The organism is Algoriphagus aquimarinus, from assembly GCF_007997215.1.
Lineage (GTDB): Bacteria > Bacteroidota > Bacteroidia > Cytophagales > Cyclobacteriaceae > Algoriphagus > Algoriphagus aquimarinus_A.
This window is the reverse complement of the sequence record NZ_VORW01000003.1, coordinates 78921-92717: the sequence shown is the minus strand read 5'-3', so window position 1 is coordinate 92717 and position 13797 is coordinate 78921. Positions and strand designations below refer to the sequence as shown.

Below are 13797 nucleotides of genomic sequence, written 5' to 3'. Positions count from 1 at the left end.
AGAGAAGGTGATTGGCATCCTTGCGGATAATTATATAATTAAAAATGAATCAAGATAAAATTCAACGGATCATTGATTCGGGAGTAGATTTTAATATTAAGGAAATACTTACAAAAGCCTGGGAAATGTTCAAATCCCGGGCTTTGTTTCATGTAGGTTATATGGTATTGATTGGGGCGATTCAGGCTGCCTTTACCGTTTATCTTGCTGATTTTACTTTTCTATATTCCATCTTTTTAGCACCACCATTAGTTTGTGGTTTTTATTTGGTCGCTAACCGTCAAAGTCAAAATGAATACCTTGATTTTCAGAATTTCTTTGATGGATTTAAGTATTGGTGGAATCTTATTTCTACGAATTTGATCAGTTCCATTTTCATCGTTGGCGGGATTATCCTCCTGATTATTCCAGGGATATACCTACTCGTAGGCTATATGTTTAGCTTACTGTTTGTGATTTTTGGAGGATTTGATTTCTGGACTTCTATGGAACTTAGCCGTAGGCTGGTTCATACCAATTGGTTGAAGTTCTTCTTATTTGCCTTGGCACTTATCGCACTCAATATTATCGGATTTCTTTGTTTGATTGTTGGGTTATTTATCACGATTCCAATGACCTATTTGGCTGTTTATATTCTTTTTGAAGAGCTAACAATAGATGCCATTGACGAAGAGCCAAAGGATAACATTATTCATGTGTAAGAATCATGGCTTCAAGCCGTGATCTACATTTTTCAGAAAGCTCGCTAACGGCGGTTTCGGATGGAGCTGGAGAAGTAATTGGTTTGGAGAAAGTGATTTTGACTTTGCCAGGACTGATCAATAGTGATCCCTTCTTCATGATACTGTCGGCTCCGATCACGGCGATAGGAAGTATAGGAATTCCTGTTTCTACAGCAAGACGAAATGCGCCGGATTTGAAAGGTAATAGGGGCGCTTCGCTATCATTTCTTGTTCCTTCAGGTGCTACTACTGCAGAGATTCCCTTATTCAGAAAGGACACCAATTGAGCTATACTTTTTCTTCTAGATTCGGTATCTGTTCTATCTACCCAGATAGCGACTTTTCCCACTACCCATCCGAAAAATGGAATTTTTGATAATTCCTTTTTTCCCAAAGCCCGTACTTGCTGAGGAATGGCTAGGGGAATTATGGCTGCATCTAAAAATGAGCGGTGGTTAAATATAAAGATATAGGGCTGTGTTCGATCGATGAGCTCTCGTCCATGAAATTCGTATCGGATTCCGGATAGAAAAGACCAGGTTCTTGCCCAAATCCGAATCAAGAGAAAAGAGATTTTTCCTCCAGCAGGACTGATACTTACGGGAATTACGATAAAAACACCAAGGATCAGGAGCAGTGTGAAGAAGACAATAATAGAGTAAGTGGTAAATATTACTTGGATGACTTTTATCATTCGAGAGAATTGGTAATTTTGGGTATAAATATAATCTTCACTCTTTGCTTGCAAGAGCCTCCGAGCGTTCGGAGGCTTTTTATTTTTCGTAGTAAAGAGTCATTCTGTAAGTCAATCTTGGATATTTAACCCAAGTTATTAATAGTTTGAAGGGATGCTTTTAAGTTTGCCCTTTTTTTGAATGGATAGGATATGATAATTAGAAATATGATGGAGAAAACACTTCTTTCCAAGGCGTTTTATTTTGCGACCTGCTTTGTCTTATTGCTCAATCAGAGTTGGGCACAGGAAAAACAGACGAATGCAACTCCTGAAGAGACTTTAAAGATTAATGTAATCACCAATGAAACTCATCAGGTGATAGAGCATTTTGGTGCTTCAGATGCTTGGTCGGCTCAGTTTGTGGGACTTTGGCCAGAGAAAAAAAAGAATGCAATCGCAGAATTGCTTTTTAGCAGTGAGGCCGATGCTCATGGAAATCCCAAGGGAATAGGACTGTCAATGTGGAGGTTTAATGCTGGTGCAGGCAGTGCTGAGCAAGGCGAGCAAAGTGGAATCAGGGACGAGTGGAGGAGAGCGGAGTCATTTCTGAATGCGGATGGAACCTATGACTGGACTAAGCAAGCTGGCCAAGTTTGGTTTGCCAAAGCCGCTAGAGCGCATGGAGTGGGTAAATTGTTGATTTTCCCAAATAGTCCTCCCATATCTATGACCAAGACTGGAAAAGCTTACGCAAAGGATGGACAATCAAATTTGGAGGAGGATAAGTATCCTGCTTTTGGCGAGTACCTAGCTCAGGTTATTAAAGGGCTGAGTGAAAAAGGACTGAAGGTGGACTATGTGAGTCCGGTGAATGAGCCCCAATGGGATTGGTCTGATGGAGGGCAGGAAGGAACACCCTTCTGGAACGATGAAATAGCAGGAATTGCAAAAGCAGTAGACCAAGCGTTGGAGGAAAATAATCTAACGACGAAGATCGATATCGCCGAAGCTGGTAAAATCAATTATCTATATGAGCAAGCGGATAAGGATGGGCGAGGGGAGCAGATTACGGATTTCTTTAATCCAGCGTCCTCGAATTACATCGGTGATCTCAAGCATCTGAGTCGCACGATTTCAGCTCATAGTTATTTCACCACATCTCCATACGAATCAGCTGTACAGCTGCGAATGAGTCTTAATTCAACGATTCAAACAGTGGAAGGACTGAGTTACTGGATGAGTGAATACTGCATATTGGGAGACAACGGAGGAGAAATAAATGGAAACGGGAGAGATTTGGGGATTGATCCGGCACTTTATATAGCTAAGGTAATTCATAATGATCTCACGGTTTCGAATGCGAGTGCTTGGCATTGGTGGATTGCGATTTCACCTTATAATTATAAGGATGGCCTAATCTATATCGATAAGAACAAGGAAGACGGAGAATTTTATGAAAGCAAAATGCTCTGGGCGTTGGGTAATTATAGCAGATTTATCCGCCCAGGCTTTCAGCGTCTTGCAGTAGAAATAAATAGTCAAAAGCAACAGTCTCCAGATTTGTTGGTTTCTGCTTACTCATCCGCCGACGAGCATGAAACGGTATTGGTATTCGTGAATTCTGGAATTAAGGATGTAGAAGTGAGTTTGTCCGAGGACGGTAGTTCCAAATCAATCAAGAGTTTTTACATCACCTCAAAGGATAAGGATTTGGAAGCAGAAGTAATAGATGTATCAGTAAATAGCATCGTTATTCCAGCCAGATCTATTGTGACAGCGGTGACTGAGAGGTAGTGTATGGACAGATTATCGTATACAATTAGTTGTTCTAAATGATAGGTGTTAAGGTGATTGTGCCTCTATGCGCCAGGAGTAGACGGTATTGATAATCAGTCGCTCACATTTCCAATCCAAATTTTTGGCTAGAATTCCTCATTTGTCAATAATTCCCTACCTTTGCAATCCGTTCGGGTGAATGGAGTGTGTTTGGCTTGCCTAATACATTGATTTACAACTAAAAACGATAGTTCGCTGACCCGAGGACTATTGCTATTCAGGGTTTGTACTATTATGTCTAACAAAGAAGAATTTAACTGGGACAACTTCGAAACCAAAGGTTTTGGTGAAGGCTATTCCAAAGAACAGCGTGAGCAAATGGCCGCAATGTACGAAGGTACATTAGGCGAGATCACTGAGAAAGAAGTAATCAAAGGCACTGTAGTAGGTGTTAATGACAAGGACGTAATCATCAACATCGGTTTCAAATCTGATGGATTGGTTCCTCTTTCTGAATTCAGAGATCTTGATGGCATCAAGCCAGGTGATATTGTAGAAGTATTCATCGAAGAGCAAGAAAACGCGCTTGGTCAGTTGATCCTTTCCCGTAAGAAAGCTAAGATCGTACGTGCATGGCAGGACATCGAAGATGCTCTTGAGAATGACAACGTGATTGAAGGTTTGGTGAAAAGAAGAACTAAAGGTGGTTTGATCGTAGATATCTACGGTGTAGAAGCATTCTTGCCAGGTTCTCAGATCGACGTGAAACCTATCAGAGATTTCGATATCTATGTAGGTAAGAAAATGGAAGTGAAAGTGGTGAAAATCAACCACGCAAATGATAACGTAGTAGTATCTCACAAAGTGTTGATCGAGAAGGATCTTGAGAAGCAAAAAGCTGAGATCCTAAACAACCTTGAGAAAGGTCAAGTATTGGAAGGTGTGATCAAAAACATGACCAACTTCGGTGTATTCATCGATCTAGGTGGTGTAGATGGTCTTCTTCACATTACAGATATCTCTTGGGGACGTATCAATCATCCAGAAGAAGTATTGCAACTTGATCAGAAAGTTCAGATTGTGGTTCTTGACTTTGATGATGATAAGAAGAGAATTTCTTTGGGTATGAAGCAGCTTACTGCTCATCCTTGGGATTCTTTGGCATCTAGCCTTGAAATCGGATCTAGAGTTAAAGGTAAGATCGTAAACGTAGCTGACTACGGTGCGTTCCTTGAGCTTGCTCCAGGTGTTGAAGGTTTGATCCACGTTTCTGAAATGAGCTGGTCTCAGCATTTGAGAAATCCTGCTGACTTTGTGAAAGTTAGTGACGAAATCGAAGCTGTAGTATTGACTTTGGACAAAGACGACAGAAAAATGTCTCTTGGTATCAAGCAATTGACTGAAGATCCATGGACTAAGAATGACATGGGTACTAAGTACGCTGTAGGTTCTAAGCACACAGGTGTGGTAAGAAACTTGACTAACTTCGGTCTATTCCTTGAATTGGAAGAAGGTATCGACGGTTTGGTTCACGTATCTGATCTTTCTTGGACTAAGAAAATCAAGCATCCATCTGAGTTTGTGAAAGTAGGAGACGAGCTACAAGTAGCTGTTCTTGAGCTAGACGTAGACAACAGAAGATTGGCTCTTGGTCATAAGCAATTGGAAGAAAATCCATGGGATACTTTCGAATCTGTATTCCCTATCGGATCAGTTCATAAGTGTACTGTAGTTTCTAAGAATGACAAAGGTGCAGTTCTTGAATTGCCATACGGTCTTGAAGGATTTGCTACTGTGAAGAACTTGGAAAAAGAAGACGGATCTCAAGTAGAGGTTGGTGAGTCTTTGGACTTCAAAGTATCTGAATTCTCTAAAGATGATAAGAGAATCGTTCTTTCTCACACTGCAATGTTCAGAGAAGACACGTCTGCTAAGCCAGCTAAGAAAGAAGTTAATAAGAAGAAGCCTGAATCAGGTTCTACTTCTAACTCTTCTTCTTCATCTTCAGCTCCAGCAGAGAAGTCAACTCTTGGTGACTTGGATGCATTGACTCAATTGAAAGAGCAAATGGAAGGGAAAAAATAATTTCAAATTTGAAATTCCTAAATATGAAACGCCGACTGAAAAGTCGGCGTTTTTTTTGCGAAAAAATTTAATAGCTAAGATCACAGGTGGTTTAACAGATACCTATTTGTTGTCCTGCTTCTCCAGAAGCTGGACTTGCATCTAGAAAAATAGATCCTTTATGAAATTGATTTGTAGCACTTTGGCTACTACTTTCGTCTTGCCTAAACTAGTTTTATCTTTAATTATGGTCTTATGAAAAATGCACTTTTACTATCATTTATCCTTTTAATTAGTTTTTCGGTCACTGCACAATCTGGGTTAGAGGTGAGAGGGTATTTTGGCGTTTCAGGAGCTATGGCCAATTGGAACGAAGATCTGGATGGAGCAAGCTCTGTGGATATTGAGAGCTTTAGAGAAGTAGGTCTTTTAATTTTTAAAAACGTAAGTGAAAGATTCTCATTAAGTGGAGGCTTGAATTACTCTTTTGCTAAGGTTGAAATTAGCAGTTGTCCATTGTGCAACGAGACTGGCCTGCCTTATCCTTACAATCAGGAATTCAAGATGCTTTCCATTCCTGTCTATGCAGAATATGCCTTAGGGAAGATTTTTTATGCAGCAGCAGGACCAATCTTAGATTTCCAGTTATCAGAAGAGAATAATTTCTCCGATCAAAGTGGGGTTGGTTTCTTGGTGGGACTTGGTGCAAAAGTAAAAACTGAGAAGTTTTCTTTCTCTATTTTTCCTAATTATAAGAGACATAATGTGATTCCTTTTGAAAAAGAAGAGAACTACAAGCAAATTTTGCAAGAGCTGGGAGTTCAGTTTGGAGTAGGCTATCTTTTTTAGAGACTATTTCACTACTTGAATTAGCATTACCTACTAAGGATTTGAAGGCACAGCATGTGATAAGTTGTTGTTTATCCAATAATTTGCATCTAATTCTTAGTTGATAGCCTTGTGGAGGTGATGAATGATCTAATTTTAGCAATTAAAATCTAAGTAAAGTCAACCCTACTAAACCAAACCAACATGAGAACAATTATTACCTCACTTATACTGATTCTTATTTTTTCATCCTGCAAAAAATTTGATGATCCTATTCCTGATGGAAGTGTTCTAGAGATTCCTACACTCTCTACTCAATTAATGGAGTCCGGCAAGGTGCAACTTACGTGGACTTCAGCTCAGATTTGTGCTGGTTTCTGTCCTTCTACTGTACCCGCAACAACTTATGAGATCTGGACAAAGTCACTTACGTCTACGACCAATTACAAATTGGCAGAAACGCAGGCAGGTCAAATGTCATTTCTAGTAGAGGGCTTGGAACTAGGCGTAAAACAAGAGTTTTATGTAATTGCGAAGCGAGCGAATGTGAGTAATAAGACGAATCGCGTAATGGTGGTGCCCAATGACCTTCCTGTGCCAGAATCAGTTTTCCAAAAGGAAGGATTTGATTACATCACTTATCCGCAAGTTTCGCCAAGTGGAGAAAAGATTGCTTTTGCAGTTTCTAAAGCGGGTGGAGGTTCTCAAAGGCTCTTTCTGTATGACCTTAGCGACAAATCTGAGAAGTTGATTAGTGAGAATGGCCGATATTCATCATGGTCAGCTAATGGTGATAAATTGGTCTTTGTGAGTAATGAAGGGAATGCTTCAGGGATCAAAGAATACAAGGTGGCATCAAATTCGGTTAATGAAATTGTGAGTGATTCGTTTCTAAGTTATTTTCCCGTCTTTGGAGCGGGGGATACCACGCTGATCTATTTTTTGGATAGTTTGGAGGCAGGGGACCAAAGTATTATTTCGTATAATCTCTCTGAAAAAGCTACAACCCGGAAGAATGCACTTCGAGATGTTGAGGACATTGCAAATTTGAATACCCCTATTTTAGGGGTGAACTACTCTGCTGAGGAAAAAAGCATAGCATATGGCGTAACCTATCCAAAGGAAACAGAGAGTGGCTTTTCGTATGATGTAGTTGGCTTTACTATGGCTAGTCCTTCTGTATTAAAGAACTTTGTAGTTTCTGACTGGAATGACAGTAATCCATCATTTTCTGTTTCAGAACCTGATCTTTTAGCTTTTGTCTCAGATCGCACGGGAAATGCACAAGTGTGGATTAAGAATATCAGTACGCAGCAATTGATCCAAGTGACGGACTTTCACGAAAGTGGGTGGATCAATATTGGTATTGTGGGTCTCAGCTGGAGGGTAGATAAGTTGTACGTTAATATCGTTGACCAACAAGGGGGAACCAAGCTTCTGCGACTGGATGTTTCTGACTTGGTAGAAAAATAAGTTATGCACAAGCTAAAAAAGAAAAAGCATCCCGAATTCGGGATGCTTTTTTATTGAGGTCGAGAGCGGATTCGAACCGCTGTAGAAGGTTTTGCAGACCTCTGCCTAGCCACTCGGCCACTCGACCAATCAGAATTGGAATGCAAATGTAGTTAATATCTTTTCCCTTGCAATAAAGCATCTAATTTTTTTAAATCTTTGATGTCAAAATGGCTTCTTCATTAATTTGAATTCAATAATCCGGAGGCTTGTATCGTTGGATTTCAATGCAAGTTTAGAAAGGTTGCGAAATACATTCTATTTATAAAGATTCTAAATTATTTTTTAATGTGAAAATTATACTCAATTAACTGTAATACAGTAGTATATGAATTCAAATGGAGGTCACTTCTACTATCTGCCATCCATCAATACAAGTTTGAAAAATAGGCTTCGGGTAGTACCTTTGCAAGGGTTATAAAAAACCGCATAAACTATTTAATTAGCTATAATATGTTATCTAAACGCTCGTTAGTAGGGGTTCGATTGAATTTCCACACACTGGCAGTGCTGTTTTTCATGCTGATCGGGACGCAGGCCTTTGCTGCAGACCCGGCAGTTGATAGTAGCGATGAAGCAGTAGCAGCAGGAAAGGCTGTATTCAATGCAAATTGTAAGCAGTGTCACAAGCTTGATCAAAAATACACAGGTCCAGCTTTGCGTGGAGCTACAGATCGGCAGCCTGCTGAAATTGTTAAGACTTTTATCAAAAATTCTGGCGCAGTAATCGCCTCTGGTAATGCTTATTATGCAGGTCTATACAAGGACTTCAATAATTTGGCAATGCCAGCTCATGAGTTTTTGACTGATGACGATCTTAACAACCTATTGGCTTACATCGAGTTTGGTGATAAAGTTGATCCAGCCGCAGCAGCCGCAACTGCAGGTGTTGAAGGTGGTGCAGTTGCAGTTGGAGGAGGCATTCCAAATGAATACCTTACTGTAATTCTAGGGGTGTTAGTGGTTGTACTTTTATTGATTTTGGTGGTATTGGGATTAATTATCTCTGTATTGACCAAATACCTGACTAAGCAAGATCTTGATGAAGACGACAAAGAGTTTGTCAATCAGAAGACTAACCTAGGTAAAGTGTTTAAGAGCGACATGTTTGTGGTTATTGTGACTGCGCTTGTCATTGCATTAGTAGCGAAGACAGCTTTAGACGGACTTTATTCTGTAGGTATTCAGCAAGGATATGCTCCTACACAACCTATTGCATATTCACATGCGCTTCACGCGGGTACTTTAGAGATTGAATGTCAGTATTGCCATACTGGTGTAGAAATCGGAAGATCAGCAAATATTCCTTCAGCTAACATCTGTATGAACTGTCACACACATGTTCAGAATGTACAAGGTAAAGAAGGTGTTTCTCCAGAAATTCAGAAAATCTACGATGCGGTTGATAATAATCAGCCGATCGAGTGGGTGAGGGTTCACAATCTTCCTGATTTGGCTTATTTCAATCACTCTCAGCACGTAGTAGTGGGAGAGGTCGAATGCCAAACTTGTCATGGTCCTATTCAGGAAATGGAAGTTGTCGGACAGCATAGTGCGCTTACCATGGGGTGGTGTATAGACTGTCACAGACAGACCGAAATCACCACCGAAGGCAATGCTTATTATGATAAGTTGGTTCAAGTTCATTCGGACTCTAAAGATGCTTTGAAAGTAAAAGACATCGGTGGTCTGGAGTGTGCTAAGTGCCATTATTAATTCATTATTCTTTTCGCAAATTCATTACATCATAAAATGAAGGAAAATAAAAAAACGTACTGGAAAGGGCTTGAGCAGCTCAACAACGATCCAGAGTTTGTAAAGAACGCGGACAGGGAATTCCCTGAGCTTCCTTCTACACTCAACGAAGAGGGTAGTGCTACCAGAAGAGACTTTCTGAAAGTAATGGGATTCAGCTTAGCAGCAGCCTCTTTGGCAGCGTGTGAGGCTCCTGTAAGAAAGATGATCCCTTATGTGAATAAGCCGGTTGATATCAACCCATCTATTCCTAACTATTATGCTTCTACTTATTCTACTGGTGGCGATTATGCTTCTATTGTAGTAAAGACAAGAGAAGGTCGTCCGATCAAAATTGACGGAAACGAGCTTTCTCCTATTAATAAAGGAAAAGTAAATGCGATCGTAGAGGCTTCTGTCCTTTCTTTATATGATAAAGAAAGATTGGCAGTTCCTTATAGCGGTGGTCAACCATCTGACTGGAAAACAGTAGATGCACAAGCCAAGTCTGCGCTATCTTCTGCTGGATCTGTGAAAATCGTAGCAAATACGATCATTTCACCTTCTACTTTGGAGACAATTCAGCAATTGGCAAACATTAATAGCGAGTTAGAAGTGATCATGTATGATCCACTTTCGAATTACGGTATTACAAATGCGGCAGAGACATATTACGGTTCAGCAGTTCTTCCTTCTTATTCTTTTGACAAAGCAAAAACAATCGTATCCTTCGGAGCTGACTTCCTAGGATCTTGGATTTCTCCAATTGAATTTGCCCGTCAGTATGCTCAAACAAGAAAAATCAGCAAGGAAAAACCTGAAATGTCCAGACATTATCAGTTTGAATCCACGTTGTCTCTTGCTGGCGCAAATGCTGATTATAGAACTCCAATCAAAGCTTCTCAAAGCGGTTTGGCAGTTCTTGCCCTATACAATGCGATTGCTAAGAAAGCAGGTGCAGCTACAGTATCAGCTCCAGCGGTTGAGATAGCACATTTAGAAAAAGCTGCTGCTGACCTTTGGGCTAGCAAGAGTGCTTCTCTAGTTGTTTCTGGATCAAATGATCCAAATGTTCAAGTCGTAATCAATGCAATCAATGAATTGCTTGGTAGCAACGGAACAACAGTAGATTTTGCTAATCCTGCTTACTATAGAAAAGGGGATGATGCTAAAATGAATCAGTTTGTAACTGATTTGAATGCTGGAAAAGTTGGTGGGGTTATTTTCTACAACTGTAACCCAGTTTATGATTTTGCCAGAGGGGCTGAAATCGCCGCTGGACTTCCAAAAGCAAAAGTAACCATATCCACTAATGGTACCTTGGATGAAACGTCCTCTTTGGTACAAATAGTAGCACCAGATCATCACTTCTTGGAGTCTTGGAATGACTTCGAGCCAAAGAAAGGGCACTTTTCTTTAGCTCAGCCTACCATCACTCCGCTTTTTGATACAAGACAAGCACAAGACTCATTCTTGGTTTGGGCTGGAAATCCAACAACGTACTATGATTTCCTTCAAAGTAACTGGCAAGTTAATGTGTTCACTCAGGTAGAAACTGGCGGAACGTTTCAGGAATTCTGGGATCAGACATTATATAATGGAGTCTTAGCAATCAGCTCTACTTCTGAAGCTTTGGCTCCAGTTGGAGATGTTAATGCTTCTGCGTCTGCAGTGGCAAAAGCCTACACTGCTGACAATACTTCTCCTGAATTGGTGATGTATACTAAAGTAGGTATCGGTAACGGTACTTATGCAAATAATCCTTGGTTGCAAGAATTGTCAGATCCGATCTCTAAGGCAACTTGGGATAACTACCTGACTGTTTCTCAGAAATGGGCTACCGATAACGGTGTGACCATGTATGAAGGTGAAACTAGCAAAGCTTCTATCTCTGTAAATGGCAAGTCTTTGATCGTTCCGATTCTGATTCAACCAGGTCAGGCAGAAGGTACTTTCGGTTTGGCACTAGGATACGGTAGAACAAAAGCTGGTCGAGTAGCAAATGGAGTAGGTGTAAACGCTTACGAATTGCTAGATGCTTCCAAAGGCTTTGTTAATTTCGATATTACTTCTGGGGTAGAAGTTTCTGCTACTGGAGATTCTTATAGAATTGCTCGTACCCAAACTCATCAGACATTCATGGGACGTGAAAACGTAATCCAGGAATCTGTATTGAGCGAATATCAAAAAGATGCTTCCGCAGGCAGATATCATCCAAAAATCTACAAGGATGGTGAATTTGTAAAACCATCTAAGATTTCACTTTGGTCCGGTCACCAGTATTCTCAGCATCACTGGGGATTGGCTATCGATATGAACTCTTGTATCGGTTGCTCTGCATGTTCTGTTGCTTGTCAGGTTGAAAACAACGTGGCAGTAGTAGGTAAGCAGGAAGTATTGAACAGAAGAGAGATGGCATGGATCAGAATTGATCGCTACTATTCTTCAGATGCTCCGGCGGATGATTTGAGCGCAATGGAAATGGCTGCAGGGAATCCTGAAGTTACTTTCCAACCGATGATGTGCCAGCAATGTAACAACGCTCCCTGCGAGACTGTTTGCCCTGTGGCTGCAACTACCCACTCTACTGAGGGTCTAAACCAAATGACTTACAACAGATGTATAGGTACTAGATATTGTGCAAACAACTGTCCGTATAAAGTGCGTCGATTCAACTGGTTCAAATACCATGATAACAAAGATTTCGCTGGAGTCAATGTAGCTCAAAATGATGATTTGGGTAAAATGGTCTTGAATCCAGATGTGACCGTTCGTGCACGTGGTGTCATGGAAAAATGCTCCATGTGTGTTCAGAGAATCCAATCTGGTAAGTTGGAGGCTAAGCGTGAGAAGCGTAAAGTGAAGGATGGAGACATCAATGTAGCTTGTGCTGTAGCTTGTCCTACAGATGCTTTGGTATTCGGAGATATGAACGACACAAATAGCAATCTTTACAAACTTCTTAAGATCAAGGAGGATACTACTTCAGCGCTGAAAGAAGTGAATGAGGAAAGAGCATACCATGTATTGGAGGAGATCAACGTGAGTCCAAACGTTTGGTACTTTACCAAAATCAGAAATAAAGACTTAAACGAAGCGTAATCAAAATTTATTAAACTATGCAGGTTACTTCATCCGTACGCGATCCGTTAGTTACCGGGGGTAAAACCTACCATGACGTGACACACGATATTTCGCGCCATGTAGAATCAAAGCCGAATATCAGGTGGTTTCTAGCTTTCCTTACTTCTGTCGGTGTTTTGGCGCTAGGATCTATAGCTGTTATTGCCTCCGTCTGGGAAGGCATTGGTATGTGGGGTCTTAACAAAACCGTAGGCTGGGCTTGGGATATCACCAATTTCGTGTGGTGGGTAGGTATCGGCCACGCCGGTACGTTGATCTCAGCCGTTCTCTTGCTTTTCAGACAGAAATGGAGAACATCCATTAACCGCGCTGCGGAAGCGATGACCATCTTTGCGGTTATTTGCGCAGCGATATTTCCGGTTCTTCATACCGGACGACCATGGTTAGCTATGTATTGGATGTTTCCGCTTCCAAATACCTTCGGCTCACTTTGGGTCAACTTCAACTCCCCGCTTCTTTGGGATGTGTTTGCGATCTCCACTTACTTCTCTGTATCCTTGGTTTTCTGGTACATAGGTTTGATTCCTGATTTCGCTACTATTAGAGATAGAGCTACTGGTCTAAGAAAGATTATTTACGGAGCTCTTTCATTCGGTTGGGTTGGCGCTGCCAAATCTTGGAGCAGATACGAATCAGTTTCGTTGATCCTTGCTGGCTTGGCTACACCTCTTGTACTTTCTGTACACACGATTGTATCCTTTGACTTTGCCACTTCAGTAATTCCGGGATGGCATACCACGATCTTCCCTCCATACTTTGTGGCGGGTGCAATTTTCTCTGGTTTTGCGATGGTATTGACCCTGATGATCGTTACCCGTAAAGTTTACAAGTTGGAAGATTACATTACAATGGGACACATCGAATTGATGAATATTGTAATTATCATTACAGGTTCTATCGTAGGTATTGCTTACATCACTGAGTTTTTCATTGCTTGGTATTCAGGCGTAGAAGCAGAGCAATATGCTTTCATTAACCGTGCGACCGGCCCTTACTGGTGGGCTTACTGGTCTATGATGACTTGTAACGTAATTTCTCCACAGCTTTTCTGGATTAAGAAAATACGTACTTCCGTAGTGGCTACTTTTGCCTTGTCAATTGTTGTTAACATCGGGATGTGGTTTGAGAGATTTGTTATTATCGTAACTTCTCTACACAGAGATTACCTTCCATCTTCTTGGGCGATGTTCTACCCATCTATTACAGATGTGGGGATCTATGTGTTCAGCTTTGGCTTGTTTTTTACCCTATTCTTCCTGTTTGCCAAATTCTTCCCGGTAATTAACATGGCAGAAGTGAAAGCTGTATTGAAGTCTTCATCTGATAAAGTGAATAAATAAT

The 13797-nt window shown here is 40.8% G+C and carries 9 protein-coding genes and 1 tRNA gene; 8 read left to right on the top strand and 2 right to left on the bottom strand.

Annotated features, from left to right (window positions below; all coding sequences use genetic code 11):
• The first annotated feature begins 44 nt into the window (after window positions 1-44).
• Window positions 45-701: a hypothetical protein gene (locus tag ESV85_RS07625; protein WP_146916295.1), complete on the top strand. Its 657-nt coding sequence runs from the start codon at window positions 45-47 to the stop codon at window positions 699-701.
• On the opposite strand, the gene ESV85_RS07620 is transcribed toward ESV85_RS07625, so the two are convergent.
• Entirely contained in the window at window positions 688-1416 is a 729-nt protein-coding gene (locus ESV85_RS07620; protein WP_317130776.1) for a lysophospholipid acyltransferase family protein, read from the bottom strand. The genes ESV85_RS07625 and ESV85_RS07620 overlap by 14 nt on opposite strands.
• A 210-nt stretch (window positions 1417-1626) precedes the next feature.
• Between ESV85_RS07620 and ESV85_RS07615 the strand changes: the two genes are divergently transcribed.
• The 4 genes from ESV85_RS07615 to ESV85_RS07600 all read left to right on the top strand — a co-directional run bounded on the left by ESV85_RS07615 (window position 1627) and on the right by ESV85_RS07600 (window position 7539).
• Window positions 1627-3192: a glycoside hydrolase gene (locus ESV85_RS07615; RefSeq protein WP_146916293.1), complete on the top strand. Its 1566-nt coding sequence runs from the start codon at window positions 1627-1629 to the stop codon at window positions 3190-3192.
• A gap of 276 nt (window positions 3193-3468) precedes the next feature.
• Window positions 3469-5259: a 30S ribosomal protein S1 gene (gene rpsA / locus ESV85_RS07610; RefSeq protein ID WP_146916292.1), complete on the top strand. Its 1791-nt coding sequence runs from the start codon at window positions 3469-3471 to the stop codon at window positions 5257-5259.
• A gap of 234 nt (window positions 5260-5493) precedes the next feature.
• Window positions 5494-6087: an outer membrane beta-barrel protein gene (locus tag ESV85_RS07605; RefSeq protein ID WP_146916290.1), complete on the top strand. Its 594-nt coding sequence runs from the start codon at window positions 5494-5496 to the stop codon at window positions 6085-6087.
• Between the two features lie 183 nt (window positions 6088-6270).
• A complete protein-coding gene (locus ESV85_RS07600) occupies window positions 6271-7539 on the top strand; it encodes a PD40 domain-containing protein (RefSeq protein ID WP_146916288.1) in 1269 nt (422 codons plus the stop codon).
• A 56-nt stretch (window positions 7540-7595) separates the two neighbouring features.
• On the opposite strand, the gene ESV85_RS07595 is transcribed toward ESV85_RS07600, so the two are convergent.
• Window positions 7596-7666 (bottom strand) — tRNA-Cys (locus ESV85_RS07595).
• 365 nt (window positions 7667-8031) lie between these two features.
• Here ESV85_RS07595 and ESV85_RS07590 point away from each other — a divergent pair.
• From ESV85_RS07590 to nrfD, 3 genes are read left to right on the top strand one after another with little or no spacing between them, the layout of a single operon-like run.
• Window positions 8032-9294: a c-type cytochrome gene (locus ESV85_RS07590; RefSeq protein ID WP_146916286.1), complete on the top strand. Its 1263-nt coding sequence runs from the start codon at window positions 8032-8034 to the stop codon at window positions 9292-9294.
• Between the two features lie 36 nt (window positions 9295-9330).
• On the top strand, window positions 9331-12414 hold the full coding sequence (locus ESV85_RS07585) for a TAT-variant-translocated molybdopterin oxidoreductase (RefSeq protein ID WP_146916285.1): 3084 nt from the start codon (window positions 9331-9333) through the stop codon (window positions 12412-12414).
• A gap of 17 nt (window positions 12415-12431) precedes the next feature.
• Window positions 12432-13796 carry an NrfD/PsrC family molybdoenzyme membrane anchor subunit gene (nrfD, locus tag ESV85_RS07580; RefSeq protein WP_146916283.1) on the top strand — a complete coding sequence of 455 codons (1365 nt, stop codon included), beginning with the start codon at window positions 12432-12434 and terminating at the stop codon, window positions 13794-13796.
• The last annotated feature ends 1 nt before the right edge of the window (window position 13797 follow it).

What these genes read in the sequence shown, in the direction of transcription:
- ESV85_RS07625 (WP_146916295.1), top strand. Translation starts at nt 45, where the DNA reads ATGAATCAAGATAAAATTCAACGGATCATTGATTCGGGAGTAGATTTT.
- ESV85_RS07620 (WP_317130776.1), bottom strand. Translation starts at nt 1,416, where the DNA reads ATGATAAAAGTCATCCAAGTAATATTTACCACTTACTCTATTATTGTC.
- ESV85_RS07615 (WP_146916293.1), top strand. Translation starts at nt 1,627, where the DNA reads ATGGAGAAAACACTTCTTTCCAAGGCGTTTTATTTTGCGACCTGCTTT.
- rpsA (WP_146916292.1), top strand. Translation starts at nt 3,469, where the DNA reads ATGTCTAACAAAGAAGAATTTAACTGGGACAACTTCGAAACCAAAGGT.
- ESV85_RS07605 (WP_146916290.1), top strand. Translation starts at nt 5,494, where the DNA reads ATGAAAAATGCACTTTTACTATCATTTATCCTTTTAATTAGTTTTTCG.
- ESV85_RS07600 (WP_146916288.1), top strand. Translation starts at nt 6,271, where the DNA reads ATGAGAACAATTATTACCTCACTTATACTGATTCTTATTTTTTCATCC.
- ESV85_RS07590 (WP_146916286.1), top strand. Translation starts at nt 8,032, where the DNA reads ATGTTATCTAAACGCTCGTTAGTAGGGGTTCGATTGAATTTCCACACA.
- ESV85_RS07585 (WP_146916285.1), top strand. Translation starts at nt 9,331, where the DNA reads ATGAAGGAAAATAAAAAAACGTACTGGAAAGGGCTTGAGCAGCTCAAC.
- nrfD (WP_146916283.1), top strand. Translation starts at nt 12,432, where the DNA reads ATGCAGGTTACTTCATCCGTACGCGATCCGTTAGTTACCGGGGGTAAA.